Here is a 26278-nt window from a genome sequence, read left to right on the forward strand (position 1 = left end):
GTCACTGACCGTGTGATTCCAGAAGCTGCGCGATCGTCCCGCGCAGCTCTTCGAACCCAAGCCCCTTTTCCGATGATGTCGCGATGATGGAAGGAAATGCCGCCGGGTGCTTCGCGAGCGCCTTCAGCGTGCGCTCCTTGACCTTCTCGAGTTCCGTCGGCTTGATCTTGTCGGCTTTGGTCAGGACGACCTGATAGGAGACGGCGGCTCCGTCGAGCAGATCCAGAATCTCATCGTCGGGCGGCTTCAGTCCGTGCCGCGCATCGATGAGAAGAAACACCCTGAGAAGCGTTCGCCGGCCTGCGAGATAGGCGCGAATGACCTTGTTCCAGGCCGCAACCTTCTCCTTCGGCGCTTCCGCAAATCCATAGCCCGGCATGTCGACGAGAAAGAGATCGGCTTCCGGATCCGTGAAGAAATTGAGTTCCTGCGTTCGCCCCGGCGTATTCGACGCCCGTGCCAGCCGAAGCTGGCCGACGAGCGCATTGATGAGGCTCGACTTGCCGACGTTGGAACGTCCGGCAAACGAAATCTCAGGCCTATCGTCGGGTGGCAGATGATCGAGATCGGGTGTGCCGCGCGCGAACGTCCAGGCGCGCGTAAAAAGACGCCGGCCTTTTTCTATCTGGTCAGCCGATAAGGTTTCAGCGTCTGTCATGACTTGATCCGATGAAGGGCGGCCCACGCAGAGCCGCCCCGGCACATTTATTTGCCTGGGCCGCTATTCGCCCCGAACAATCGTAAGAGCGGGGCAAACGTCCGCTTGAGATTACCGAACAGATGAATCTCGGCGCCGTTCTTTTTATTGATGAGCATCTGCTGGCAGATGGAGAGCGTATTGCTCCACGCCCAGTAGATCACGAGACCCGCCGGGAAGCTTGCCAGCAAGAACGTGAACATCACGGGCATCCACTGGAAGATCTGCTGCTGGATCGGGTCCGGCTGCGGCGGGTTGAGTTGCATCTGAACCCACATGGTGAGACCCATGATGAGCGGCCACGCACCGATATGCAGGAATTCCGGCGCGGTGAACGGCAGAAGCCCGAACAGATTGAAAATCGACGTCGGATCCGGCGCGGAAAGATCGTGGATCCAGCCGAAGAATGGCGCGTGACGCATGTCGATGGTGACGAACAGCACCTTGTAGAGCGCGAAGAACACCGGGATCTGCAGAAGGATCGGCCAACAGCCCGCAAGCGGGTTGATCTTCTCCTTGCGGTAGAGCTCGAAGATCTCTTTCTGCTGCCGCTGCGGATCGTCCTTATGAAGTTCTTTGATCCGCTGCATTTCCGGCTGCATCTTCTTCATGCGCGCCATGCTCTCGTACTGCTTGCTGGCAAGCGGATAGAAGGCCGCCTTCACGAGCACGGTCAGAACGAGAATGGTGATGCCGAAGTTGTGCACGATACCGTTGATGAACTCCATCAAACGGAAGAGCGGGCGCGTGATGAAGTAGAACCAGCCCCAATCGATCATCCGGTCGAAGCGCAGAATGTTGAGCGCACTCTCGTAGCCGTCGATCAAAGAAGCTTTCTTGGCGCCGGCGAAAAGATGCGACTCGGTTCCCTTCCGCATTCCGGGAGGAACCGAGATGGCGCCGCGCAGGTAGTCGGTCTGGAACGCGTCCTTGCCGCCGGGATCGCGGGCAGGAAGCGCCGAATAGGTCGCGCGATAGGGCGCCGTCTGATCCGGAACGAGCGACGTCGCCCAGTACTTGTCCGTAATACCGAGCCAGCCGCCGATGACATTGTCGAACGTCGTCGGAACGCCGCTCTTGACGGCGTCTGCAAACCTGAACTCCTGCAGGCCATGATCGCCAGAAACACCGACGAGGCCTTCATGCAGAACCGAAAAGACTTGTGACGGCGGATGCCCGCTGCGATGCACCCGCGCGTAAGGCATCAACGTGACGTCGGCGTTGGTCTTGTTCTCGAACTCGTCGACGACCTTGAACATATAGTCTTTGTCGACCGACAGGGTGCGATGGAAGATGACCCCCTGGCCATTGTCCCACACCAAGTTGACCGGAGTTTCGGGCGTTAGAGTTGATCCGCCAACGACGGTCCAATTGGTTTCGCGGTCCGGCACCTTGATCGCCGAACCAGCCTGCGGCACCCAGCCGAATTCCGCGAAATACGGGTCCGTCGATCCGGCAGGCGATAGTAGCGTGACCTTGGGGCTATTGGGATCGACCGTCTCGCGATACTTCGACAGCACGAGATCGTCGATGCGTCCGCTCTTCAGATCGACCGAACCTTCAAGCGAAGGCGTCGCGATTTGAACGCGAGGCGACTCCTTCAGGATCTCTTCACGCGAAAGCACTTTGACAGGCTGCGCTTGCCCGCTTGCGCCCGGGACCGTTGCCGACGGCGGAGCAACCGGCGCGTTGGCGACGTTGGGCGGCACTTCCGACGTCGAAGTGCCCTTGTTCTGAGCGTCGAGCTCTTTGTTGAATTCTTGCCGCGCCTGCTCGTGTTGAATTTGCGGGCGGGCGAAAAAGTACTGCCACCCCATAAGCACCAGGATCGACAGCACCACGGCGAAGATCAAATTGTTCTGGTCTTTGGGATCGTTGGGAGAGCTCATCAAATCCTCAGGGCGCGGTGCCGGTGGCAGGGGCCTCATTCAGGCCGAAGCGATGGCGGAAACTGGTCATAAAAGGAAGGGGACACCCAGTCACGCTGAACCTTTTTTATCAGCGCGGGCTGGCCGGCTACGGTGCAGCGCCGACATGGCATGGGTAACGTCGCCAAGAAGCAGTGCAAAAGGCCGGTCGAGAGCGGCATGGCGGGCCACGACGACATAGTCGCACGCCCCTAAATGTCTCTGCTTGAGATCCGCCGCGAAGGCTGCCTTCAGGCGCCGGCGAATACGGTTACGCGTAACAGCGTTACCTATCTTTTTTGTGATCGTGAACCCGAAACGCGGACCCTCGCCGGCGCGCGTCGTCACGCCGGGCCGTTCACGCATTTCGATCAGAAATGCCGGCGTCGATGATCGCCGGCCGCCGCGCACGGCCAGAAATTCGGAGCGCGCCTTGAGCGTGGGCAGGATCGGAATAACAGCCTCCAAAGCCGCGACAAAGCGACAGCGGGGCCTTGGCGCTAGACCTGACTAGGCCGAAAGACGCTTGCGGCCCTTCGAACGACGGCGTGCCAGAACTCTCTGACCACCGGTCGTCAGCATACGCTTGCGAAATCCGTGGCGGCGCTTGCGAACAAGGCGGCTCGGTTGATATGTGCGCTTCACGGAACTCTCCGTCCAAGTCTCTTGAGCCGCATCCAGAAATGGACGCCGGCATATTGCTTATTTATCCGAGACTTACCAATACACGTCGCCCGGGGCTCAAGACCCCAGCAGAGTGCAGATATCTCGGGAATTCGCGCCCTTATAGTCGGGCCTATTGGGCAAGTCAACGACGCGCAAGCGGACCGTTGCCGTCCCGGACACAAGAATTACGGCTCGGACGACTGAACACAAGACGATGCGATCATCTCAATTGCCGTTTCCGCGAGAAAATAGCCGGTCCTTGTGCTGTCACGGCAGGGGATAGCGGCGCATCTCCAGCATCAAAAGCGCCAGCGACATATTAAACTATGCCCATCAGGTCGTTGGAAAGAGACGCGCGCATTCCGCCGGGCGCGTCCACGCCCCAACCCAATTCCATTTTGGATCGCGCTTTATGCCCAAGGATACGGCCGAACAGACCCCTCAAAGCCAAAATATCGAAACCGACTTTTGCATCATCGGCGCAGGTGCCGGCGGATTGGCTCTCGCCACGGCCGCAGCTGCGTTCGGTCAGCGCGTGGTCTTGATCGAAAAACACAAGATGGGCGGTGACAACCTCAACTACGGAGGTATTCCGTCCAAAGCCCTGCTGGTTGCCGCCAAACGCGCCTACGCCATGCGCACGGCATCGCCCTTCGGCGTCCGTGGCGTCGAGCCCCTGATCGATCAGGCCGCGGTCAACCAATACATCGAAGATGTCACCGCGAAAATTTCCCCGAACGCCTCGGTCGAGCGTCTTACCGGCCTCGGTATCCGCGTCATCTCAGCGACGGCGAAATTCATCGACCGCTCGACGGTTGCAGCAGGCGATTATCGGATTTCCGCGCGCCGGTTCGTGATCGCCACCGGCTCCTCTCCTGTCATCCCGCCAATTCCGGGCCTGGCGGACGTTCCCTATTTCACGAATGAAACAATCTTCGCGAATAAGGCCCTCATTCCGCATCTCGTCATCATCGGCGCCGGAACGACCGGCCTGGAGATGGCGCAAGCCTACCGCCGCCTCGGCTCACGCGTGACCGTTCTCGATAACGCCCACGCGCTCGGAGACGAAGATCCCGAGCTTGCAGTCGTGCTCCTGACGCGGCTCTCGCGCGAAGGCATCGTCATCCGCGAAGGTGCGCGGATAAAGGGTGTGTCGGGAGGCAACGGAAAAATCGCCGTCGAACTTCAAACCGATGGCGCACCCGAAATCATCGAAGCGACCGCATTGCTCGTTGCCGCCGGACGCAAGGCCAACGTTGCCGACCTCGGACTCGACGCTGCAGGCGTTAAGGTTGCGCAAAATGCCATCAAAGTTAACGGCGGATTGAGAACGACCAATAGCCGGATCTACGCGATCGGTGACGCAACGGGCGCACCCCGATACGCACACATTGCCGGCGAGCACGCCGAAGTCGTGTTGCGCAGATCGCTCTTTCGCTGGCCGGCGAGGACCAAGGACCGGCTTGCCCCGCGCGTCGTCTTCACCGATCCGGAACTCGCAACTATCGGCCTCAGCGAAACCGAAGCACGCGTTAAGTTTGGCCGGATAAACGTCCTTCGCTGGCCCTACCACGAGAATGACCGCGCCGAGATCGAACACGAGACGGATGGGCACATTAAGATCACAACGTCGAAACGCGGGAAGATCTTGAGCGTCGGCATCGTCGGGGCCGGAGCCAGCGAGTTGATTCAGATGTGGTCGCTCGCCATATCCCAAGACCTCAACATAAAGGCGATGACGGAATGGATTTCGCCCTATCCGACGTTTTCGGAGATCAATAAAAAAGCTGCATTCCGTTACTTTGCAACAACGCCGAGTAACCCCTTTTTGCGCAAAGTCATCGCGTTACTGGCAAAGCTCGGTTAATGATCTCCGCCAATGGAGAAGTTCGATCCGGTGCAGCGCGTAATTACCAACGGCAGCAATCCAAAGACTGACGACCCGAAGGCGAAAACCTCTGTCGCCAGCGCGCCGTGGCACGCCGTAAAGCGCCTCTGGGAAAGCCGCGGCCTTCCCGCAAAGCTGATTATTTTAACGGCGGCGTTCGTGCTGCTCGCCGAAGCGCTGATCTTTCTTCCCTCCATTGCAAGTTATCGGGTGACCTGGCTGCAAGAGCGGCTGACGGCAGCCCAGCTTGCGGCGCTCACATCCGATGCATTTCCGGGTGGGCAGATCCCATCCGCCCTTCGCGCCGATCTCCTCCGCACCGCACAGGTACGGGCAATCGCATCGCGCAGCCAAGGCGAACGCCGCATGGTGTTCCCGCCCGAAGGCGATCTCAACATCGATTACGTCTATTATCTGCCGCCTGAGCCAGACAACTTCTGGGACAGCCTGACGACACGCCTCCAGCAGGCGAAGGATGCGGTGACGACGCTTCTCTCCAGCGATCGCACCATTCGCGTCGTCGGCCACAGCGGTCCCGATAACACCAATCTGATCGAGATCGTCATACCGGAAGCGCCCCTCAAGGCGGCGATGATCCGCTACGGCATGAACATTCTCTGGCTGTCCATCATTCTGTCGGTGCTGACCGCGGTCGTCGTCTATTTTGCGCTCAGCCGTCTCTTCGTAAAGCCGTTGACGCGTATCACGAGCAACATGCTGCACTTCGCGGAAAACCCCGAGGACCAGAGCCGCATTATGCCCGAGACCGGCCGCGGTGATGAGATCGGAGTGGCCGAACGCGAGCTTGCCAGCATGCAGCGACAGCTCGCGAGCCTGCTTGCCCAGAAGAACCGCCTCGCTCAACTCGGCATGGCCGTCTCCAAGATCAATCACGATCTGCGCAACATGCTCGCGAATGCGCAGCTGATATCGGACAGGCTCGTCGATCTCCCAGACCCGACCGTGCAGCGCTTTGTGCCAAAACTCATCGCCTCGCTCGACCGCGCCATTCAGTTCTGCAATTCATCTCTGCAATTCGGCGGCGTTTCCGAAGCTGCCCCCCGCCGCGAATTGATGCGGCTGAAGCCGTTGCTCGAAGAGGTCGCCGACAGTCAAGGCCTGCCGCGCGAAGGCTCTGTGGCGTTCGTCAACAATATGGACGCCTCTCTGCGTATCGACGCCGACCGCGAGCACCTCTTCCGCGCCTTGAGCAACCTCATACGCAACGCCGTGCAGGCGATCGAAAGTGTTGAAGGTAAAACTGACGGCGAAGTTCGCGTCGCCGCCCACCGCGAAGGGCGCAAGGTCATCATCGACGTGATGGATAACGGCTCCGGCATTCCGCAAAAGGCGCGGGAAAATCTTTTCAAGGCCTTCCAGGGGTCGACAAAGAAGGGCGGCACGGGCCTCGGGCTCGTGATCGCGGCTGAGCTTGTACAGGCCCACGGCGGCTCGCTGACACTTGTCGACAGCAAAAAGGGCGCGCATTTCCGCATCGAGCTGCCGGATCGCCCGGTCGATTGATACGCAATCCCTTAAGCGATCGACTCCCATCGTCTCACCATCCGCACGACATGGAATCTCGGGGCCCGCAGCGTGATCACGGGGGAGCGCGGCGAGACGTCCCTCTTACTCTTGTCCGAAGCACTTGCGCTCTGCTGCGCGACCCACTAGAGAGGGGTTTCTTCGCCGCCCGGCCACTCGCCGGACGGGGCCTTAGCCCCGATGCGAAGAACAAAGCGCCGGTAGCTCAGTTGGATAGAGCACCAGACTACGAATCTGGGGGTCGTGGGTTCGAATCCTTCCCGGCGCGCCAATGAAATCAAGGTCTTAAGATTTCTCGCCCTAACGCTAGCACCCAAATCCTGGCAGCGTCCCAGCATCTTCGCTTAGCTCACCCGAAAGAGTGCTCACCCAAAGCATCCAGCACGTTGCCCTAGCCCTCGCTTCGCTCGGGACGGCGCCCTATCCAACTGAGCTATCGACGCTCGACAAATGAAGAAGAGCGCGAACAGAAGGACGCAGCGCTTCGAGTTGTCTAACTCCCGAGGCGAGGGTTGACGTTAGCGGTTGCCCGTAGGGCGACGCCCATTCGCTTTAGCACTGCAATTGTCCGCATTCCGAACCTTACGACCCGATAGGCCAAATTCTCACTCTCGAAATAGCTCAACGCTTTAGAACGCAATCGACCCGCATTTAGAATGCGTCGGCGAATCGCGACGTCATAGTCAAATCTAGAAATGCGCTATTGTTTCCGAATTGCCGCTTCTGCAGATCCCATCTCGCCATTGCACCACCTTGCATTTCAGACCTGCTGCAGCCGGAAACCCGCAAGCCAAACTCGAGGGCGATGCTATTCGCAACTCTTTCGTTCCTATTGCGTGAATATTAGCTCAGCAATTAGAACCCACCATATTCCAGAATATAATGCCCATTGGGAAATGACTTTCTATCGAAATGCCAGCACATTCAGCTCTTCGCGTTCTTTTGCCATATCGTCAATTCATTGAGATGCATGCTTTGAGAGCCGCTCGCCTCTCAATATACTCGCAGCGCCGATAAGCGCTATCAGGAAAAGTCTCCAGCCAAGCGTCCTTCGTCCGCACCCCAAAAACCTAGAAATCCGAGACATTCGCACTAAAGCTTACAACTGGCATGAAGCAACGATTAGCATGATCCGACGATGCTCATTGACCAGAAGGGTGATCAACGCTCGATATCAGCCGGCATTGCTTTTCGTTTCCATAGGACCATGCACCTCACGGGCAATATTGCAATTTTGATTTTTGTCGAGGCGCGCTCCAACATCCAGATATAGAAAAACTAATTTATTTTGATTGGATCGGCCTCAATTCTTTATGCGGCGCAAATGAAATTCCAAAGATAAAAAATAAAGTTCAGCCTTAAAAGCGGAATATAGGCCTTAAAAACGCGATTGGAAAGCGAGGATAGTCGCGATGCCAAAGCAAGTCAGCGTGGCAATTATCGGCGGTGGGCCGGGTGGATTATTTGCAGCTTGGCACTTGGCTGAGAAGGCCGGTTCCAGCTGCCAAATCACAATTTACGAAGCAAGCGAGCGTCTAGGTGGCAAGATCTTTACCGGACAATTCTCGGGCATTGGACCGTACGAAGCTGGCGTTGCCGAGATCTATGATTATTCACGCATTGGACCCGATCCGCTACGCGATTTAATCGTCGATTATCTCGGTCTAAAGGTAAAATATCTGCAGGGCGGGCCATGCGTGATTGATGGCAAGATCATCCCGACCTCACACGATCTCGGGAGAGAATTTGGGAAGCGCACCCAAGATGAAGTGAACGCATTTCTGAAGCGTTGCGTCGATTTAATGAGCCCCGAAGACTATTACCTTTCCAATGCGCGAACGGATAACGAACATTGTTGGGCCGAGGTTTCTGCCGAATACGTTCTTGACACAGAGATCAAGGATGATGTGGCCCGACGGTATGTGCGTGCTTCAGCGCACAGCGACGTTGCCGCCCCTCCCCATTTAACGAATGGGCTCAATTTTCTGAAGAACGTCGTCGTCGATATCGACGGATATATGGATATATTCTCCGTCGTCGGTGGCAATGAACAGATCGTTACCGGGCTGATTGAAGAACTCGATGCGGAAACACGCCTCGGCGCCAACGTCGTCGCGGTTGAGCCTTTGCCCGACGGTACATACAAAATCGAATTACAAACCGGCGGCGCTCAAGAGACAGTCAATGCCGACCTCGTCATCGTCGCGCTGCCGCTCACATCCCTTTCGACGATCTATTGGCGATCTGAGCCGCTGCAACGGGCGATTGATAGACACATCGCATATTACGATCGTCCCGCACACTATGTCCGAGCCACGCTGTTATTCAAAAGACCCTTTTGGCGTGAACATCTTCCGACAGACTGGTGGTACCTCGACGCCTTCGATGGTAGCTGCGTCTACGATGAAGGCGCCCGAAATGATTTTTCTGGCTGCGGAGCCTTGGCCTTCTTGATTGCTGGCAATGCCGCGCTGGCACTTGCCAATTTGTCCGATGACCGCATCGAACGACTGTGCCTCGATGCTTTGCCGCCCGAACTCGCCGAAGGAAAAGACCTCATCATCGATCGACGGATCCATCGCTGGATGGCGTCCGTCAACGCCATACCGGGCGGCCTGCCGGTACGCCAACACGCAGATAGTCACCGACCGGATGCCAAAAATCTTCCCGGACTTGTCCTCGTTGGAGACTACATTTTTGACGCAACGCTGAACGGCGCCTTTGATTCTGCAGACGCCGCGACAGATATCGTTATGGCGGAAATTCTGATCCGCCGCCGCGCGGAGCTCAGTGCATCAGACAGGGAATTGGCTTCGATAGCTGAAACATTAGAGCAGCTGTGCCCCGTCTCGATTGTCGGCGGCATATTGAGAACGACCTGGGGCTTAGGCAGAAACTCCAAGATACTGCATGTCGGGGCTGGGTCAGGACAAACGGTCGCCGCGCTGAGGGCTCTCGGCTACGATGCAATTGGCGTGGAGTGCAACAAGCCTGCGATCGCACTAACTCCGTCAGAGGTTGGAGACTTTAACCTCTATTCCGAGTTTGATAACCTGCCATTCAAAGAGCTGGCCTTTGACGCTGTCATCGAGAGTGGACTTTGCCGCCTCCCTCAAAACAGAATTACAAAAGCGATTGAGGAAATCAGGCGCGTAACACGGCATGGCCTCGTTCTCGGTTCCGTTGCAACAGACTTGCCAATAGATTTGATCGAGCGGCACGACCTTCTCAACGGCGTGGAGACGCTCGGCTCTCGGTGGGACTGGTCTGAGAAACTTTGCGAAGCCGGTTTTAGTCACGCGCTCATGGACCCTGTGCTCCTCAACGAGGCGTGGAAGATCGCTGAAGCAGCTGGAGCTGGACCCGGACATTGGTACGAAGATGCGGAGAGCTTACTGCACTGCATCTATGAGCCAAAAAACGTGGGAGTTCCTAAAGAACTCCCGAGCCTGAGTGCACGCGATTACGTTTCAATCTCGGCCAAATAGTTCAAGGAGAGCCCGATGCTAGATGTTCCAGTGCGAAAAAGTGAAGGCATACTGGCGCGCGCATGGACAATCACCTTCGAAGAAGGAAGTGATCTGCCCGATGTTGGCTCTATTACCATCACGCAGCCGCGCAATCTGATTGCCGTGATGACCGAACTCGAAACGGATCAGATTCGCGCTTCGATGACATCGGTAACTCCAGGTGCCTTGACAATCGTTTGCCTGCCGCTTGGCGTCAATTACCCCAAAAACATTGAGCACGACGCGGAGGCTTGGATGCGCGACGCCGCCGGCCAAACGGTTAGAGCAGGCGTGCGCACAGTCAGGGTGTTCTGCGCACCAGATCGAGCTTTGATCTACGCGGCCTCTGATCATATTCAGTCCGTCATCGACGCCGTCGTTCGGTTCACCGTCGCTCAACGCGAAACGAATGAGCTCGAAAAAGCAATGAGCGCCGCATGGTCGTCGATCGACGCCGATGTGCCGTTGACTCGTTCCGTCACGCGTCATCAGAAGGCCTATCAAAGGCATATGGACGAAATGAATGAGCTGTCGGCGCGGATGAGAGCCAAGCATCTCCGAATTTGCCGTGCGCTGGAACAGCTCGATACAGTTTCTGATGAGCTGTCTAGACGCATATTTTCGGAGCTGGTGCTCGCTGGCGCTCTCTACGAGCGTGTCGAAGAGTTGGAAGACCCAATCGAGTTCGCCTTAGATCAGTATGAAATCGCCAACACAAAGCTGTTCGAAGAAAAAAATGCAGCGAAAGAACAGAGAACAGCAATGATCGGACACTTTCTGGAAGCGGGAATCATTGTGCTGCTGCTTCTTCAGTTACCCTTTTTCAAATGATGTCTCGATCAGTCAAAAGCCTGCAGGCCGCCGTATCGCCAACAAAACAATAACCGGAAACGACAAATCGAGTGGGAGTTTTGCAGATGGTCATCAAGACTAGATTGCTCGGCTACGCGCTCGCCGTCACCTCAACGATCATGCTCTCGGCTCTCAATGATCAGATCCGACACGTCGTCGTTGCTGACGCACTTGCCGGCTGTCGCGACGATAATCGGAGTTGGGATGAATTGTCCTATGGGGCGCGACGGGCCTGGATGATGCTTGGCTATAATCGCAGCGTTTGGGATTCAAATGGATCGTCACGTTTGGAGACAGCAAATTGGTCTCAGCTATCTCCAAGACAAAGGCAGGCAGCCGCCGCACTCGGCTATACGCAGCAATCTTGGGATAACGACTGCGGAGCTGATATAGACACCGACTGAGCCCTCTTGTGGATCCATGCCGGGCCGGCGTTGATCGGAGAGCAGTCATCGATCTTCGTGATCGATGATGACGGACGACCACGCGATGAAGTGGTTCTGGTCCGGCACGATCGGTGGCTCATCATTCGAAATGCACTTCTCGCCACCCTTCGCGGAATTGGCCGTGGTGTTTGCGCCGCGAACGCATTTTCGGAAATTCCATTGAAACATCGAGCATCCCAGCCGAACCTCAGCAGGGAGCCGCTCAAGGTGACGGCCGGCCTCAAACAACTGTTCGTGGATAATTCCGCGCCCTTGAAGTAGAAAGAGCTCGGATCCTCGAGGCGACCGCGGACCTAATAGCTATCGAGCTGAAATCGATCTCGAAGCATTGGGGTGCAGCAAGCACTGCTTCCTTTGAAGATCGCCTTGCTGGTTGTCAGAAACGAGCATGAAGGGTTTCGAAATTGGCTATAGAGACTGAATTTACGCCTCTGGCGTCGAGTGCGGGCGGCGCGCTAATTGGCGTCTCCGCGGTGCTCCTCATGTATTCCAACGGGCGCATCGCAGGCATCAGCGGCATTGTAAAAAGGCTGATAGCGCCGGCAGCCGACAGCAAGCCCGAGCAGGCCTTGGCGTTTATCGTCGGGCTAATCTTAGCCCCCTTCGTTTGGACAGCGACGACCGGCAATGCGGTCGCGCAATCGGTATCGACAAATATTCCGCTTGCGGCAATCGCCGGGCTTCTTGTCGGGTTCGGTGCCGCCCTTGGCGGAGGCTGTACGAGCGGCCACGGCGTCTGCGGACTTTCGCGCTTCTCGAAGCGCTCCCTTGCAGCGACGATCGTGTTCATGACCGTAGGCGCACTCACCGTGTTCGTCGCACGCCACATCGTCGGAGGCGCCTGATGGGCATTCTCGTCAATCTCGCTGCGGGGCTACTTTTCGGCGTTGGACTTGTCATTTCGGGGATGGCCAATCCCGCAAAGGTGCTGAATTTTCTGGACGTCGCGGGAAGCTGGGACCCTAGTTTGGCCTTCGTAATGCTCGGCGCAATCGCCGTAACAGCCACGGGCTACCGGTACGTGCTTCAGCGCTCCAAGCCTCTTCTCGACCAGAGTTTTCATTTGCCTGTCCAGAACGAAATCGATCGCCCTCTCGTCATCGGCTCTGCGATCTTCGGGCTCGGCTGGGGGCTGATAGGCTTCTGCCCAGGTCCTGCGATTGCATCACTGGGACTCGCCGCAACTGGCACACTTGTGTTTGTTCCAACGATGCTGATCGGAATCGCTGCAGCAGCGATTGCCGGCAAGCGACCATCGAAAACCGAGAAAGCGTAACACCGGAAAAGCGCGGCTTCGTTCACGTCGACATTGTCGCCCATCTCCGGTTTTGACGCGAACCCGATGCCGCGCAGATCGCCGATGAGACTGGAGAACAGTCGCGGACAAGATGGTCCTGCATCAAAATCGAGATGGTTTGGCGGCTCTCCACTCCCAGTCAAAGCATTTCAATCCATCGGCCTCGCGCCAAGGGGTTAGATGACTGGAACGATCAAAATATAAGTTTCTGCTTTCCATTTCACATTTCCATCGTTGTCGAAATTGGCAGCAGTGACTAGTCAGCCAATCGTAATGATCCTTGCGCGAACGTTTCCAAGGAGTGTCGATGGCGCGACTTCCTCTCCGAACTCTTGATGATGCGCCTGATGCAGCTCAGCCGGCTCTGGCGGCGGCGGAGAAGGCAAACGGCTTTCTTCCCAACCTATTGCGACTTCTCGCGAATGCGCCGGTTGCCCTCGAAACGTATCTGACGGTTTCCAAAATCAACGCGCGCGCGAGCCTCAATCATGCGGAACGCGAGGCCGTGCAGATCACAGCCGCGGCCATACACGGTTGCGGATTCTGTGTAGCCGGTCATACGGCAATCGCAAAAAAGCAGGTGAAACTCGATGAGGGAACGGTCTCAGCGCTCCGCAATCTGAGACCGCTCGCAGACGGCAAGCTCGATGCCGTCGCCACATTCACCAAGGCTGTCATCACCCGTCGCGGCGCGGTTTCTGATGCTGAGCTTGCGAGTTTCCGCGCGGCTGGATTCGATGATGCCGCGGCTCTTGAGGTCGTGCTCGGAGTCAGTCTCGCGACCTTGTGCAATTTTGCTAATAATCTTGGACAGCCTGCGCTCAATCCCGAGCTTGAACCTTACCGTTGGGACGGAGCAGAGGTGTCGACAGCGCCTGCCAGCGTGTAATGGGCTCCGCGACACACCTCCAAGAGCAGCGCCAAAGTGGCCCTAGTTCGCTTGCAGCGTGGCTCGATAAGACCGCCGACGGCCTCGATACCGGGCATGAATCTCCCGACCAGGTTTTAACGGCCCTCGCCGACGCAGGTCTCGCACGCATCGGCGTTCCGAAGGAATTCGGCGGTGACGGCGGCGAACTCGTCGACGCCGTTGCAGCGATTACCGACGTCTCATCGCGATCCCTTGCTGCCGGTTTCGTGTTGTGGGGACACCGCACCTACATCGAGTATCTGTTGCAAAGTCCGAACGCAGCACTGCGCGAACGCTTGCTGCCCGACCTACTGAAAGGGTCTCTCGCCGGGGCAACGGGTCTTTCAAACGCAATGAAATTCCTGGAAGGGCTGGAGGAGCTTCAATTCGCAGCCCGACCTGTCGGCGACCGGCTGGTCCTCGGCGGCAAGCTGCCTTGGGTCACAAATCTCCGCTCTGACGCATTTCATGTCGCTGTCGCCGTGTCGCGTAACGATGGCCCACCCTTCATCGCCTCTCTGTCGTCCGATGACGATGGCCTTAAACGTTCAGACGATCTCGACCTCATCGGGCTGCGCTCAACCAATACTGCAGCGATCACAGCACATGACGTCGAAATCGGGCCCGATCGCGTGCTGCATCAGGATGCGGCCGCCTGGCTGCCCACGGTTCGACCCGCGTTTCTCGGCCTTCAATGCGGAATGTCTCTTGGCCTTGCCCAGCGCGCCATCGAAGAAGTGCGGAAGGCGACGGGAAGCGGCCGCGCTAGTCTCGCGGAAGCGCGCTCAGACCTTTTGACCGCTCTTGAACGCACGGAACAGGCGCTCTTCAACGGCCTCCAGCGGAACATATTTCACAGTGATGCGGCAGGGCTTTTCAGGATCAGAATCGCGCTTGCCGATACTGCCGCAACTGCCGTCGGCCTCGAACTCCAGGCCAGCGGCGGAAAAGCCTATATCAACGCCGAAGGTAACGGCTTCAGACGCCGATGGCGGGAAGCAGCGTTCATTCCGATCATCACACCAAGTCTCGTTCAGCTGAAGGCGGCCTTGGCGCGTCACGCGGCTGCTCCGACATGACTGCAGCCCAAGAACCCATTCTTTCGGCCTCAGGCTTATCGCTGCGCTATTCCGGCGCCGCGCATCCTGTTCTCGCAAACTTCGATCTCGCGTTGCGGCCGCGCGAGATCGTCACCGTCATTGGCCCAAGCGGAGCCGGCAAATCGAGCCTGTTGCGTGTACTCGGCGGAATAGAGGTGCCAACGTCCGGAGAAGTGCGGATGAACGGCGCACCGTTGCGCCATGTGCATCCCCGCGTTGCTATCGCATTTCAGAATCCAGGCCTCCTTCCGTGGCTTTCGCTTGAACGCAACGTCGCGTTCGGTCTCGACTTCAAGAGACAACCGAAACTCAACGCACTTGAACGTAGAGCGCGGGTAGATCGCGCCATCGCGGAAGTCGGGCTTGCACGCGCGAGACGCCTCCATCCCGCGGCTCTTTCAGGAGGCATGGCGCAACGCACTTCGCTCGCCCGCTGCCTCGCACGCCAACCGGAAGTTCTGCTGCTCGATGAGCCGTTTGGCGCGCTCGACGAGATCACGCGCGCCGACATGCAGCAGCTCCTCCTGAAGCTCGTCGACACCTTCGGAACGGCGGTCGTGCTCATAACGCACGACATAGACGAAGCCTTGCTTGTATCCGACCGCATCATCCTCCTTGGAGGATCGCCCGCTCGCGAGACGGGCCAGTGGCAGATCGATGTACCGCATCCGCGCGCCGACAGGCTGACGGAACTCGGTCAGATCCGCATCGAAATCGTGAAGGCACTGCGGCTGGCGACAGTCCGAAGTCATTGAACGTTAGCTTGGGGAGAAGATCCATGAACGAGGACTATTTCTCACGTCGCGACATACTAAGACTTTCTGCATTGCTGACCGCAGCCGGTGCGCTGCCGTTTCTCGATGCCTTCAACGGGCGCGCGCTGGCGGCCGATGAACCTTTGAAGATCGGCTATCTCCCGATCACGGATGCGACCCCCTTGCTCGTCGCACATGCTAATGGCCTCTTCGAAGCCGAAGGCATCAACGCCGAAAAGCCGGTGCTGTTCAGGAGCTGGGCACAGCTCGCTGAGGCTTTCATCGCGGGCCAAGTCAACACCGTGCACGTGCTGTCGCCGATTGCGGTCTGGGCGCGTTACAGCAGCAAGGTGCCAGCCAAAATCGTTGCCTGGAACCACACGGGGGGTTCAGCGCTGACTGTCGGCAAAGACATCCAATCCGTGAAGGATTTGGGTGGGAAGACGGTAGCCATTCCGTTCTGGTATTCGATCCACAACGTCGTCTTGCAGGAACTTCTGCGGGCAAACGGATTGACCCCCGTTACGAAGAAGGCGGCCCTCGCACCGAATGAGGTCGGACTCGTCATCCTGGCGCCGTCCGACATGGTGCCGGCGCTCGCGGCGAAGCAGATTGCCGGCTACACCGTTGCAGAACCCTTCAACGCCGCCGGCGAAGCTCTTGGCGTCGGCAAAGTCCTGCGCTTCACCAGTGACGTCTGGAAAGATCATGCCTGCTGCGTCGTGCTTCTGCACGAGCGCAATCTGAAGGAACGTCCCGAGTGGTCGCAGAAGGTCGTAAACGCCATCGTCAAGGCGCAGATCTGGACACGCGCCAATAGGTTGGAGACCGCAAAACTTCTATCGAAGGACGGCGCGAACAAATACACGCCCCACGCGGTTCCAGTATTGGAAAAAGTTCTGGCCCCGACTCAAGCCGACATTACTGGCTATCTCGCATCAGGTGCGATCGTCCACAAGGACTGGACCGATCAGCGGATCGATTTTCAGCCCTATCCCTATCCGAGCTACACGGAAGAACTCATCCGCTTCCTCAAGAAGACGCAGATCGAGGGCGACAGGAGCTTCCTGGACAACCTCGATCCGGCCTTCGCCGCAAAGGATCTTGTCGACGACAGCTTCGTGAAGACCGCGATCAACGCAAACGGTGGCCTCGCGGCCTTCGGCTTGCCAGACGGTTTCGAACGTAAGGAAGTGATCGTCACTTGAGCGACGCGGTTAGCAAACTTACCTTGTCCCACACCGATCCCTCTCGCGAAGGCGTAAAGCCTTCGCGCAGCAATCTTGTAAAGGCGAGACCGTTCCTCGGTGTGATTGGTCTCGCGATCCTCATCGGAGCCTGGTGGGCCTCGATCCACTTTCTGGCCGAGCCTGACGGGCTTGCCGAGCGTTTCTCTCCCTCGGCTACTTTTGCCAGCCTCGTTGCTCTGCTTACGAATTCCGATCTCCTCATTCACATCGAAGTCAGTCTCAAACGCATCTCTGTCGGATTGGGCCTGGCGCTCCTGATCGGCGTTCCCGTGGGTCTCATCGTCGGAATAAGCCGGACAGCGGAATCCGCCACTTCGATCTCCTTCCAGTTCCTGCGAATGATTTCACCGCTGTCGTGGATGCCTATCGCCGTCATGGCGCTCGGAGTCGGCGATTACCCAATCTATTTCCTTCTAACGTTCGCGGCAGTATGGCCCATACTGCTGAACACGTCGGCTGGCGTGCGCAGCCTCGATCCGGCGTGGCTCCAGCTTTCCAAGAGTCTTGCTGCCACTCCAACGGAGACCTTGCTTCACGTCATTCTTCCGGGTGTCCTCGGTCATGTCTTGACCGGAATTCGCCTCGCGATCGGCATCCTATGGATCGTGCTCGTACCCTGTGAAATGCTCGGCGTCTCCGCCGGTCTCGGCTACTTCATTCTCGATACTCGCGACCGCCTCGCCTATTCAGAGCTGACGGCCGTCGTCCTAGTCATCGGCTTTCTGGGCTTCCTACTGGATTGGGCAGCCCGCTCGCTGCACCGGGTCTGGTCGCCCGGATGAACAGCGGATCGCGCGCGTGGCGTCGATCAGCACCAGCCAGCCCCCGCGCGAGGGGAGCTTCGTACAATTCTCCACTCATCCCTCGCCTTCCCTTCCAGATGGATCTCCATGACGATCAGTCGTTATCGTCTAGGAAACGTTCGTCTTGCCAGTCTCGTCCGACTTCCAAAAGGTGTGCGTCATTTGCAGAGGTCCGACTTCTGGAAAAGCCGGAAGTAATATTGCCCAGAGATTAAGCGCAATTTTTCATCATATGGCGCACCCAGACATTGCAATTTGCGCTGGAGCGCACCGAGCGATTCCATCTAGAGCGCTTCTTCACTCAGCCTTTCGTATGATACTTCGAGCCAAACGTACGATACCTGCCCCAAGGGTCATTTCTTAAGTCACCTTGGGTTCGTTCGTTTTCACTCTGGAGGAATTCTATGAGCACTGTCACGACAAAAGACGGCGTCGAAATTTACTACAAGGATTGGGGTCCCAAGGATGCTCAGCCAATCATGTTCCATCATGGCTGGCCGCTATCGAGTGACGATTGGGACGCTCAATTGCTGTTCTTCGTTGCAAACGGCTTTCGTGTTGTTGCTCACGACCGTCGCGGCCATGGCCGCTCGAGCCAGGTCAGCGACGGCCATGACATGGATCATTATGCGGCAGACGCATCCGCCGTTGCCGAACATCTCGATCTGCGCAACGCCGTTCACATCGGTCATTCGACCGGCGGCGGCGAAGTTGCTCGCTATGTCGCCCGCTACGGACAGCCTCAGGGGCGCGTAGCCAAAGCCGTCCTCGTTAGCGCCGTTCCGCCGTTGATGGTAAAGACGCCTGCGAATCCTGGCGGCACGCCGATCGAAGTGTTCGACGGCTTCCGCCAAGCGCTCGCTGCCAATCGTGCGCAATTTTTCCTCGACGTTGCTTCGGGCCCCTTCTACGGCTTCAACCGTCCAGGCGCGAAGGTCTCGCAAGGCGTGATCGAAAATTGGTGGCGCCAAGGCATGATTGGTGGCGCCAAGGCATGATCGGAGGCGCCAAAGCGCACTATGAGGGCATCAAGGCCTTCTCAGAGACTGACCAGACGGAAGACCTCAAGTCGATCGACGTTCCGACGCTCGTCATGCACGGTGACGATGACCAGATCGTTCCGATTGACGATTCTTCGCTGCTTTCGGTGAAGCTATTGAAGAACGGCACGCTGAAGGTCTATCCGGGCTTCTCGCATGGCATGCTCACGGTCAATGCGGACGTGATCAATCAGGATCTGCTGGCCTTCGTGAAGGGCTAAACGATCGGCGGCTGACTTTAGGAGGGCGGCTCGTCTGCCCTCCTCGTTTTCAATCACCCTCGTAGCTCGCACCACGGCGCATGTTCGCGCCCCTGTCTATCAGACCCGCCGCTTAAAATTTGACCATTCGTTCTTCAGCCATGCTGTGCCCTTGGGGACGATGCTGCTGAATGCTGCAAATTTGCCCCTGAGTACACATCAGCCTGACACCATATTCACGCGCCGGGAAGCCGTATGGCCGCCGAGCAGAGGACCAAATTTCCGACCCTAAAGTTTCGGAGTTTCCCGCACACCGACGGGATCGCGACGGACTGTTCACCGATGGAGAACGCTCGGCCATTTCTTATCGAGCGTGCCCCCGTCTCGCCGAGAGCTTTATTACCGGCGCATTATTTGGGGTCGGCGACACGCTTGCACGAGCCTGCCTCAGCAATTGCTGCCGCAGCCGGAATTCTGCTGGTGCTGCTGGCACTGTCGGTCGAGTAGACGCAATCTTGGATGACTCGGAAATTCCACGGATCTGAGATGGGCCTTCTTGCCTTGAGCGACTCCCCCTTCGTTCATGCGGAGACCGATGAGTCGGAAAATGCGAAGCGAGCTTTTATCGTCGAGAGCAGATTTCACGTGTGCTTTTTGTGGCGGCGCCGCCACAACATTCTACTCAAATGCGCAACAGCATTCTCAGTGCACGGCAGACACCAACAACGCGTTGCGACCGAAAGCGATTTGCAATGCATGAAATCGAAACAAGATTTCCAACATAAGGATCGGCGGCGACGTTAAGCCAGAAAAACGCCGGCTTCGACATTCCGCTTTGATTGCTTCCGCAATATGGAAACCGCAGAAACCGCTGTCACGCCGTTATTCCACTTTTGGTTCTATAGAAAGAACCAGCGCATTCCTATGTGTTGGAATTAATCTCATTTCATATCCGATTTTGCCTCAGCTTTATTCACCCTCCATCGGGCCTACCCGGCGGTGATCGGCACTCAGGGGGAGGTGCCGCTCTAGCCGGCTGATCTCACCTCGCAACCGGGAGGTGGACGTCATGCGGCTCCGAGTAATCAGTTTTTACCTTGGAGGTATTGGAATGTTCGGGGGGACTTACAAACGAGCGGGCTTCGCAGCCGGCGTCGCTGCGGCGGGATTGGCGCTTGCAGGCACCGCGCCTGCGTCAGCTGCAGATCTTGGGGGCAATTGCTGCGCTGACCTCGAAGAACGCGTCGCTGAACTCGAGGCGACGACGGCCCGTAAGGGTAACCGCAAAGTGTCGCTCACGGTCTCGGGCTTCGTCAACGAAGCCCTCCTCGGCTGGGACGATGGACGCGAGCGCAACGCTTATGTCGTGACCAACGAAACGGCGCAGGATCGCGTACGCTTCCTCGGCCAGGCCGAAATTACAAAAGGCTGGACCGCAGGCTACCTGCTTGAACTCGGTCTGCGCGGTGCTCGCGAAGACCGCGTAAATCAAAATGGCCCAGGCAGCGATAATGGCGTCAGCGTTCGCCACAGCGCCTGGTACCTCGCCGGTAAAGAGTACGGCAAGGTTTGGGTTGGCCAAACGTCGGACGCGGCCGACGGCATCACCGAGATCAACCTCGCCAACACCAACCACTTCGCCTACTCGAACAGCTGGGGCAACACCTTCGGCGATGGTGGTTCCGGCTTCTTCGTTCGGCAAAAGAACGGAACGTTGAGCAGCGTGAAATACGGCCAGTTCGTTGCACCAGGTGCCCAGCAGGCGAACCCGGGTGAAGGCCACCGCTTCAACGTCGTCAAGTATGAATCGCCAACGATCGCCGGCTTCACCGCATCAGCCTCATGGGGCGAAGACGATATCTGGAACGTTGCCTTGCGATATGCAGGCGAGTATTCCGGCTTCAAGCTGGCCGGCGGCGTTGCATACACGCAGTCCAACGACGTCACGACCCCCGATCATGTCTCAGGGGTTCAGCGTGGCGTCGGAGACACGAGCGAGATCGGCCTTAGCGGATCGATTCTGCATGTTGAAACCGGCCTTTACGCATCCGGTGCATATGGCAGGCTTCATGACGCAGGCCTCGATAACCTCTATGGCCGCGACGTCGACGAAGAAACCAACTTCTGGACCCTCCAGGCTGGTATCGAACGCAAGTTCCTTCCGATCGGCAAGACGACGATCTTCGGTGAGTACTACCAGCTTGATCGTGGCGCCGGTTTTACGACGAGTTCCTCGACTAGCGTAAGCTCGAGACTCAACGTCTCCTCATTGTTCACTTCAGGAACGTGGTATGCCGACAACTCACAGATCCGCGGTTGGAGCATCGGCCTGAACCAAAACCTGAGCGAAGTGGTCGACCTCTACATCGATTACAAACACGTTCAGCTCGACGTCACTGGTGTCAACGCGACCGGAACGGCAACGGCCAAAGCGAACCTCGACGACATTCAGTTCATCACGGCTGGTGCACAGATCAAGTTTTGATCGCAAGAGGAATGGCCTCTTCACCCCGTCTAGGCCATTCGCTTGATGTGATCTAACGAGAGGGCCGCGTCTTCGACAGACGCGGCCCTCTCACTTTCTCAAAATATGCGCGGGCGCAAGTTCAGCTGCCGTTTTCGCGCATCGTATCCCAGAAATCGACGGTCGCCTCGCGGAGCGTGCCCTTGCAATCGCGACCGCAATCGATCGCGGTGCCGTGATGAAGAACGAGCTTCTTGCCCTCGCGCCCTGATCTCAGGCCAGCCGTGTAACAGCCATTTCCATATCGGCTGCACGCCGTCACTGATCCGTCGGGGCTATATGCATGAGCCCTTTGCCCGGCCGCGGCTGGGAGAGCACCGAGCGCCAAGAGCGCAAATGACACCGTGAAAGGGAGAAAATTCCGCTTCATTAGTCGCCTCCTTCGTTATCACTTTTTCTGCAAAGCTTATTACAAAGTAGGCACTAAGCAAATTCCAACAAGTGCAAAACTTCGGGAATACCCAAATCCAACATAGTGGTTGGAAATCTGATTTATCGTCTCATCAGATCGAGGCGCAACGCGAGCTTGTTTACACCTGATATTGCTTCGAAATTCCCCGAGCGAATATCAAAAGAAGAAGAAGTTCATTGGTTTAGACGGCAAAGATCATAACTTGTGACATGGGACCAATACCGAGATTGCAGACCATTCGTGATCGCCAGGGGTGGTGGCTGAGTGTGGCGGACGAAAAGCGCGAGGGGCGATGAACTTCCAACAGTTGCGAATTCTCCGAGAAACAATTCGGTACAAGTTCAATATAACGGACGTGGCGAATGCTATATTCGCCTCGCAGTCGGGCGTCAGCAAGCAGATCAGGGAGCTTGAGGAAGAGCTCGGATCTCCTCTCTTCGTCCGTCGCGGCAAGCGCCTTCTCGGCCTGACTGATCTCGGCGCCAACGTCGCCCGAATAGCGGAGCGCGTTCTCTTCGAAGCAGACAACATCAAGCAGGCCGCCGCGCAGTTTGCGATACAGGATCAAGGCGTTCTGCAGGTTGCGACGACGCATACGCAAGCACGCTACGCACTTCCCGACATCGTCGTGAAATTCAAGCAGAGCTTTCCCGGGGTTCGGCTCGACTTACGTCAGGCAAATCCGAAGGACATCGCCTCGCTCGTCCTCGCTGGCGACGCCGATATCGGAATAGCAACCGACGTTTTTGGTGACATCGACGAGATCCTCACATTTCCATTCTATGCGTGGAGTCACATCGTCGTAGCACCGGTCGGACACCCCTTGGTGGGCCGCAAAGCCGTTACTCTCAATGAACTTGCCCAGTATCCGATCATCACCTACGAAACCGGAATCACAGGGCGCCCGCGCATCGACGAAGCCTTCGAAAACGCCAACGTCATACCGCAAATTACGATGACCGCTCTCGATGCCGACGTCATCAAGGCATATGTCGCCTCTGGATTGGGCATCGGGTTTATCGCGCCCATGGCCTACGATGCCGCGCGCGATGCAGGACTACGCGTAATCGAATGCGCCGAGCCAATCGCGCCCAGCACGACAAGCCTCGCCATCCGCCGTGGACGCCTGCAGAGAGGTTATGTCTACCGGTTCATCGAGCTCTGCGCTCCGCATCTCACCGAAAACGATATTCGCGACGCCGAGTTGCTGACCGGCGACGAGCACCTGAAGCGCGGGCGTCCGTTCACACATACCGACCTGATTTACTGGAATCGTGATCAGGCCCTCACGGCCTGATGCGTTCCGCGAAAAACACTTGAGGGTTCCCAAGCAGACAGACCGGCGCCGGCTCTATCAATCGAGCCGGCTGAGCGCCCAACGCACGTTCTTTCGAACGTCGGCATCGATGTCGTCAGCAGCCTTTTCGAGATAAGGGCGGGCTTCGCTGGCTCTCAATTCTCCGAGTGCTGCGGCGGCTTCCTTGCGCATGTTAGGCTGGGGATGCGTGAGACTCTTGGCGATGGCGAGTGCGCCAGATCGAACCTTCAGCGCCGCCAAACTTCGAATGGCTTTGAGCCTGACTTGCCAGAACTCATCTTCGAGACTCGCAACAAGCGCGTCTTTGGCAGACGCACCACCGGGACTTCGGCCAAGCGCCTCCGCGGCTATCTCTCGGACCGACCATTCAGCGTCGCCAAGAGCGCGTGCAATCACGTCCGAGGACGACGGCGCCTGAGAGAACGCGAGGGCATTGATCGCCGCTCTTCGAACCGTCGCGTTGACATCGCCCGCAGCCGAGCGAAGCGCAGGAACGGATTCCTCCAGCTTCAAAAATCCGATCACACCCACGGCTTGTATGCGAACCGATGCATCGGGATATTGCAGGGCCTCCAGCGCAGGCTTCAATGCCTCCGGGCGCCTCAACTCCTTGAGCGCGCGCAACGCCGCTTCTTTGACGAAGGCCGACGCATGGTCGACGAAGGGCAGGATGACATCCGCGCTGCCCGGATCTTTGAGTTCCGCCAAACTTTCGGCAGCGGCTTGCGCAACGGCTGGCTCGGAGTCCGTCAACGCCTTGGTGAGAGCGTTCGCTGCCTCAACACCGTCGAATGATCCGAGTGCCGACGCCACCTGCTGGCGGATACCGGAATCAGGATCATTCAGTGCCGAGGAAAGCAAGTGGACAGCATCCGGCAATCCAGAATCAGCGAGCGCCAAAACTGCGACGCGACGTTCTCCCGCGTCGGTGGAACGCAGCGCCTCAGCAAGTTCATCCAGATCAGCGGTGTCTTCGAAAATGCCTGCCATCGCTTGCCGCGCACGCTCCCGATTATTTGAGAAGAAAAGGAATGTTCACTGTCAGCGCCGCCGTCGGGCAGTCGCACTGACATGGCAGGCAGTACCAGCATTCGTCGTAAGCCATGTATGCTTTATTCGTCATCTCGCTGATCCGCAGCACGTCAAGCGGACAGACGTCGACGCAAACAGTGCACCCCTTGTCTGCAATACACTTCTCGTTATCGACGACGACTGGAACGCTCGTCGGCGTATTTGCCAGCGGCATGATGAACTCCCTTGAAACTCCGATAAAGCGGCTAGGCCCGCGCTTCGATGCGCTGGCGGTAATAGATGTCCTTTTCGTCGTCTTCGATCGGAACGACGTAGGGATCAACGGCTCGCTTCTCACACGTCATCTGGCCATCGACCTTGCCGAGAAGCGTATGACAGAACCAATTCTCGTCGTCGCGCGCGGGATGATCGGTCCGCAAATGGTAGAGCCCCCAACGGCTCTCGGTCCTAAACAGCGAAGAACAAGCAGCCATATCGGCGCAATCCAGGATCGATGACGCTTCGAGCGCGCGCAGAAGTTCATGCGCATTTCGCGCGATCATCCCGGTCTCCAAATCTTCGCGAACCTCCGCGAAGCGCGATTGTGCCAACCGGTATTTCTGCGGCACCTTCGGAGGCTGCAGATAATCGTTCACGAAACGGCGTGTCTTGTATTCGATTTGGTTCGGCGGAATGCCATCCTCCCGCCGCGTCGGCGCCAACACGCGCTCCCTCTCGCGCGCCACATCCGCCGGATCGTAGGCGGCAAAGTCGATCTCTTTGGCGTAGTCGCTCGCGTGCTCGCCTGCAATTGATCCGTTGGTGAATGCGCCCAGCATGTAGCTATGCGGAACGCTCGCCATATCGCCGGCGGCGTAAAGGCCCGGAACCGTCGTTCTTGCGAATTCATCAACGAAAACGCCCGACGCGCTATGCCCCGAACAGAATCCGATTTCGGAAACGTGCATCTCGATCTTACCCTGGCGATAATCGGTTCCACGATTGGCGTGAAACTGACCGCGTGAGGGCCGCTCGACCTTGTGCAGAATGGACTCGATTTCGGAGATCGTATTCTCATGCAAATGATTGAGCTTGAGGAAGACCGGCCCCTTCCCCGACTGGAGCTCATTGTAGAACTCCAGCATCATCTGCCCTGACCAGTAATCGCATTCGATGAAACGGGCGTCCTCGTTGTTGACGGTGTACGCCCCGAACGGTCCGGCGACATAGGCGCAAGCCGGTCCATTGTAATCCTTGATCAGCGGATTGATCTGGAAGCACTCGAGGTTCGCGAGTTTTGCACCCGCGTGATAGGCCATCGCATATCCATCACCGGAATTGGCCGCGTTCTCGTAGGTGCCGAAGAGGTAACCCGACGCAGGAAGCCCGAGGCGGCCGGCAGCCCCCATGCAGAGAATGACGGCCTTCGCCTTGATGACGAGGAACTCAGCCGTGCGCGTGTTGACGGCGATTGCGCCCGCCACCCGTCCATCTTTGCCCTGAAGAAGCCTCGTCGCAATGTAGCGGTTTGAGATGAGAAGCTGCACGCGGCGCAGCTGCCGGTAGAGCGCCTTCTTCACCGTATCGCCATTCGGCATCGGAAGCACGTAGGTGCCGAGATGATGCACCTTCTTGACGTCGAAATCGCCGTTCTCGTTCTTCTGAAAACGAATGCCGAATTTATCGAGCTCTTGGATGATGGAGTAGCATTGCTCGGCGTACTTCAGGACGGCCTTCTGGTTGACGATGCCGTCGTTCGCAATCGTGATTTCTCTCGTATATTGCTCTGGCGTCGCGTGACCCGGGATGACGGCGTTGTTCAACCCGTCCATGCCCATGCTGATGGCACCGGAACGCTTGACGTTCGCCTTCTCGAGCAAAATTACCTTGGCATTCGGGTTCCTCATCTTGGCCTTCAGCGCCGCCATGGGCCCAGCTGTGCCGCCACCGATCACAAGGACGTCGCACTCAACCTCCGTGAGGCCATCGACGATCTTGTCCAAACTCATGAAATCCCCGCCGCTGATAAACCTCCGCCGCGATCGTCGTCCGACGCGCTGCTGAAGTATGCAGAATTGATTTTGAAACTTCTAAACGTCGCTTTGCGCGATGCCTTACCAAAAAAAACTGCGGTCGATATGCGATTAC

23 protein-coding genes, 1 tRNA gene and 1 pseudogene are annotated in these 26278 nt (G+C 57.5%); 16 read left to right on the forward strand and 9 right to left on the reverse strand.

Annotated elements, in window-relative coordinates; translation table 11 throughout:
- Window position 1: 1 nt before the first annotated feature.
- From yihA to rpmH, 4 genes are all read right to left on the reverse strand, one after another.
- Window positions 2–658 (reverse strand): ribosome biogenesis GTP-binding protein YihA/YsxC, encoded by a 657-nt coding sequence (yihA, locus tag G359_RS00500; RefSeq protein WP_045837476.1) that lies wholly within the window; start codon window positions 656–658, stop codon window positions 2–4.
- A 47-nt stretch (window positions 659–705) separates the two neighbouring features.
- Window positions 706–2586: a membrane protein insertase YidC gene (yidC, locus tag G359_RS00505; RefSeq protein WP_045834538.1), complete on the reverse strand. Its 1881-nt coding sequence runs from the start codon at window positions 2584–2586 to the stop codon at window positions 706–708.
- Window positions 2587–2676: 90 nt separating this feature from the next.
- The gene (gene rnpA / locus G359_RS00510; RefSeq protein ID WP_045834539.1) at window positions 2677–3072 is read right to left on the reverse strand and encodes a ribonuclease P protein component; all 396 of its coding nucleotides are present in this window, start codon (window positions 3070–3072) and stop codon (window positions 2677–2679) included.
- Between the two features lie 42 nt (window positions 3073–3114).
- Window positions 3115–3249, reverse strand: a complete 135-nt coding sequence (gene rpmH, locus G359_RS00515; RefSeq protein WP_045834540.1) for a 50S ribosomal protein L34 — start codon at window positions 3247–3249, stop codon at window positions 3115–3117.
- Window positions 3250–3682: 433 nt separating this feature from the next.
- On the opposite strand from rpmH, the gene G359_RS00520 reads away from it, so the two are divergent.
- The 6 genes from G359_RS00520 to G359_RS00545 all read left to right on the forward strand — a co-directional run bounded on the left by G359_RS00520 (window position 3683) and on the right by G359_RS00545 (window position 11468).
- Window positions 3683–5137 carry a dihydrolipoyl dehydrogenase family protein gene (locus G359_RS00520; protein ID WP_045834541.1) on the forward strand — a complete coding sequence of 485 codons (1455 nt, stop codon included), beginning with the start codon at window positions 3683–3685 and terminating at the stop codon, window positions 5135–5137.
- A 12-nt stretch (window positions 5138–5149) separates the two neighbouring features.
- A complete protein-coding gene (locus tag G359_RS00525; RefSeq protein ID WP_052699123.1) occupies window positions 5150–6682 on the forward strand; it encodes a sensor histidine kinase in 1533 nt (510 codons plus the stop codon).
- Window positions 6683–6897: 215 nt separating this feature from the next.
- A tRNA-Arg gene (locus G359_RS00530) sits at window positions 6898–6974 on the forward strand.
- Between the two features lie 1141 nt (window positions 6975–8115).
- Complete coding sequence (locus G359_RS00535) at window positions 8116–10191, forward strand: FAD-dependent oxidoreductase (protein ID WP_052699124.1); 2076 nt, start codon at window positions 8116–8118, stop codon at window positions 10189–10191.
- A 15-nt stretch (window positions 10192–10206) separates the two neighbouring features.
- Complete coding sequence (locus tag G359_RS00540) at window positions 10207–11043, forward strand: hypothetical protein (protein WP_045834542.1); 837 nt, start codon at window positions 10207–10209, stop codon at window positions 11041–11043.
- A gap of 86 nt (window positions 11044–11129) precedes the next feature.
- Window positions 11130–11468, forward strand: a complete 339-nt coding sequence (locus tag G359_RS00545; protein WP_045834543.1) for a hypothetical protein — start codon at window positions 11130–11132, stop codon at window positions 11466–11468.
- A 45-nt stretch (window positions 11469–11513) separates the two neighbouring features.
- Here G359_RS00545 and G359_RS20280 read toward each other — a convergent pair whose 3' ends face one another.
- On the reverse strand, window positions 11514–11678 hold the full coding sequence (locus tag G359_RS20280; protein WP_156150630.1) for a hypothetical protein: 165 nt from the start codon (window positions 11676–11678) through the stop codon (window positions 11514–11516).
- 236 nt (window positions 11679–11914) lie between these two features.
- Between G359_RS20280 and G359_RS00555 the strand changes: the two genes are divergently transcribed.
- The 9 genes and pseudogenes from G359_RS00555 to G359_RS00600 all read left to right on the forward strand — a co-directional run bounded on the left by G359_RS00555 (window position 11915) and on the right by G359_RS00600 (window position 21350).
- Window positions 11915–12355: a YeeE/YedE family protein gene (locus G359_RS00555; protein ID WP_045834545.1), complete on the forward strand. Its 441-nt coding sequence runs from the start codon at window positions 11915–11917 to the stop codon at window positions 12353–12355.
- Window positions 12355–12786, forward strand: coding sequence for a YeeE/YedE family protein (locus tag G359_RS00560; RefSeq protein WP_045834546.1), 432 nt, complete (start codon window positions 12355–12357; stop codon window positions 12784–12786). The genes G359_RS00555 and G359_RS00560 overlap by 1 nt, the downstream gene beginning before the upstream one ends.
- Window positions 12787–13114: 328 nt before the next feature.
- Window positions 13115–13696, forward strand: a complete 582-nt coding sequence (locus tag G359_RS00565; protein WP_045834547.1) for a carboxymuconolactone decarboxylase family protein — start codon at window positions 13115–13117, stop codon at window positions 13694–13696.
- Window positions 13696–14796, forward strand: a complete 1101-nt coding sequence (locus G359_RS00570; RefSeq protein ID WP_045834548.1) for an acyl-CoA dehydrogenase family protein — start codon at window positions 13696–13698, stop codon at window positions 14794–14796. Before G359_RS00565 ends, G359_RS00570 begins: the two co-directional genes overlap by 1 nt.
- On the forward strand, window positions 14793–15572 hold the full coding sequence (locus tag G359_RS00575; protein ID WP_045834549.1) for an ABC transporter ATP-binding protein: 780 nt from the start codon (window positions 14793–14795) through the stop codon (window positions 15570–15572). Before G359_RS00570 ends, G359_RS00575 begins: the two co-directional genes overlap by 4 nt.
- A 23-nt stretch (window positions 15573–15595) precedes the next feature.
- A complete protein-coding gene (locus G359_RS00580) occupies window positions 15596–16780 on the forward strand; it encodes an ABC transporter substrate-binding protein (protein ID WP_045834550.1) in 1185 nt (394 codons plus the stop codon).
- Window positions 16777–17604, forward strand: a complete 828-nt coding sequence (locus G359_RS00585; RefSeq protein WP_082072747.1) for an ABC transporter permease — start codon at window positions 16777–16779, stop codon at window positions 17602–17604. Before G359_RS00580 ends, G359_RS00585 begins: the two co-directional genes overlap by 4 nt.
- 500 nt (window positions 17605–18104) lie before the next feature.
- Window positions 18105–18886 (forward strand): annotated as a pseudogene (locus G359_RS00590) (alpha/beta fold hydrolase).
- Between the two features lie 1090 nt (window positions 18887–19976).
- The gene (locus G359_RS00600) at window positions 19977–21350 is read left to right on the forward strand and encodes a porin (RefSeq protein ID WP_045834552.1); all 1374 of its coding nucleotides are present in this window, start codon (window positions 19977–19979) and stop codon (window positions 21348–21350) included.
- Between the two features lie 121 nt (window positions 21351–21471).
- On the opposite strand, the gene G359_RS00605 is transcribed toward G359_RS00600, so the two are convergent.
- Entirely contained in the window at window positions 21472–21759 is a 288-nt protein-coding gene (locus G359_RS00605) for a hypothetical protein (RefSeq protein WP_045834553.1), read from the reverse strand.
- A gap of 334 nt (window positions 21760–22093) precedes the next feature.
- On the opposite strand from G359_RS00605, the gene G359_RS00610 reads away from it, so the two are divergent.
- Window positions 22094–23098 carry a LysR substrate-binding domain-containing protein gene (locus tag G359_RS00610; RefSeq protein ID WP_082073030.1) on the forward strand — a complete coding sequence of 335 codons (1005 nt, stop codon included), beginning with the start codon at window positions 22094–22096 and terminating at the stop codon, window positions 23096–23098.
- Between the two features lie 57 nt (window positions 23099–23155).
- On the opposite strand, the gene G359_RS00615 is transcribed toward G359_RS00610, so the two are convergent.
- The 3 genes from G359_RS00615 to G359_RS00625 are packed head-to-tail and all read right to left on the reverse strand — an operon-like array spanning window position 23156 to window position 26139.
- Window positions 23156–24109: a HEAT repeat domain-containing protein gene (locus G359_RS00615; protein WP_045834554.1), complete on the reverse strand. Its 954-nt coding sequence runs from the start codon at window positions 24107–24109 to the stop codon at window positions 23156–23158.
- Between the two features lie 22 nt (window positions 24110–24131).
- Window positions 24132–24365 carry a 4Fe-4S dicluster domain-containing protein gene (locus tag G359_RS00620; protein ID WP_045834555.1) on the reverse strand — a complete coding sequence of 78 codons (234 nt, stop codon included), beginning with the start codon at window positions 24363–24365 and terminating at the stop codon, window positions 24132–24134.
- Window positions 24366–24396: 31 nt separating this feature from the next.
- Entirely contained in the window at window positions 24397–26139 is a 1743-nt protein-coding gene (locus G359_RS00625) for a fumarate reductase/succinate dehydrogenase flavoprotein subunit (RefSeq protein ID WP_045834556.1), read from the reverse strand.
- Window positions 26140–26278: the final 139 nt, after the last annotated feature.

Source organism: Hyphomicrobium sp. 99, from assembly GCF_000384335.2.
GTDB lineage: Bacteria > Pseudomonadota > Alphaproteobacteria > Rhizobiales > Hyphomicrobiaceae > Hyphomicrobium_B.

What these genes read in the sequence shown, in the direction of transcription:
- yihA (WP_045837476.1), bottom strand. Translation starts at nt 658, where the DNA reads ATGACAGACGCTGAAACCTTATCGGCTGACCAGATAGAAAAAGGCCGG.
- yidC (WP_045834538.1), bottom strand. Translation starts at nt 2,586, where the DNA reads ATGAGCTCTCCCAACGATCCCAAAGACCAGAACAATTTGATCTTCGCC.
- G359_RS00520 (WP_045834541.1), top strand. Translation starts at nt 3,683, where the DNA reads ATGCCCAAGGATACGGCCGAACAGACCCCTCAAAGCCAAAATATCGAA.
- G359_RS00525 (WP_052699123.1), top strand. Translation starts at nt 5,150, where the DNA reads ATGGAGAAGTTCGATCCGGTGCAGCGCGTAATTACCAACGGCAGCAAT.
- G359_RS00535 (WP_052699124.1), top strand. Translation starts at nt 8,116, where the DNA reads ATGCCAAAGCAAGTCAGCGTGGCAATTATCGGCGGTGGGCCGGGTGGA.
- G359_RS00540 (WP_045834542.1), top strand. Translation starts at nt 10,207, where the DNA reads ATGCTAGATGTTCCAGTGCGAAAAAGTGAAGGCATACTGGCGCGCGCA.
- G359_RS00545 (WP_045834543.1), top strand. Translation starts at nt 11,130, where the DNA reads ATGGTCATCAAGACTAGATTGCTCGGCTACGCGCTCGCCGTCACCTCA.
- G359_RS20280 (WP_156150630.1), bottom strand. Translation starts at nt 11,678, where the DNA reads ATGTTTCAATGGAATTTCCGAAAATGCGTTCGCGGCGCAAACACCACG.
- G359_RS00560 (WP_045834546.1), top strand. Translation starts at nt 12,355, where the DNA reads ATGGGCATTCTCGTCAATCTCGCTGCGGGGCTACTTTTCGGCGTTGGA.
- G359_RS00565 (WP_045834547.1), top strand. Translation starts at nt 13,115, where the DNA reads ATGGCGCGACTTCCTCTCCGAACTCTTGATGATGCGCCTGATGCAGCT.
- G359_RS00570 (WP_045834548.1), top strand. Translation starts at nt 13,696, where the DNA reads ATGGGCTCCGCGACACACCTCCAAGAGCAGCGCCAAAGTGGCCCTAGT.
- G359_RS00575 (WP_045834549.1), top strand. Translation starts at nt 14,793, where the DNA reads ATGACTGCAGCCCAAGAACCCATTCTTTCGGCCTCAGGCTTATCGCTG.
- G359_RS00580 (WP_045834550.1), top strand. Translation starts at nt 15,596, where the DNA reads ATGAACGAGGACTATTTCTCACGTCGCGACATACTAAGACTTTCTGCA.
- G359_RS00600 (WP_045834552.1), top strand. Translation starts at nt 19,977, where the DNA reads ATGTTCGGGGGGACTTACAAACGAGCGGGCTTCGCAGCCGGCGTCGCT.
- G359_RS00605 (WP_045834553.1), bottom strand. Translation starts at nt 21,759, where the DNA reads ATGAAGCGGAATTTTCTCCCTTTCACGGTGTCATTTGCGCTCTTGGCG.
- G359_RS00610 (WP_082073030.1), top strand. Translation starts at nt 22,094, where the DNA reads ATGAACTTCCAACAGTTGCGAATTCTCCGAGAAACAATTCGGTACAAG.
- G359_RS00615 (WP_045834554.1), bottom strand. Translation starts at nt 24,109, where the DNA reads ATGGCAGGCATTTTCGAAGACACCGCTGATCTGGATGAACTTGCTGAG.
- G359_RS00620 (WP_045834555.1), bottom strand. Translation starts at nt 24,365, where the DNA reads ATGCCGCTGGCAAATACGCCGACGAGCGTTCCAGTCGTCGTCGATAAC.
- G359_RS00625 (WP_045834556.1), bottom strand. Translation starts at nt 26,139, where the DNA reads ATGAGTTTGGACAAGATCGTCGATGGCCTCACGGAGGTTGAGTGCGAC.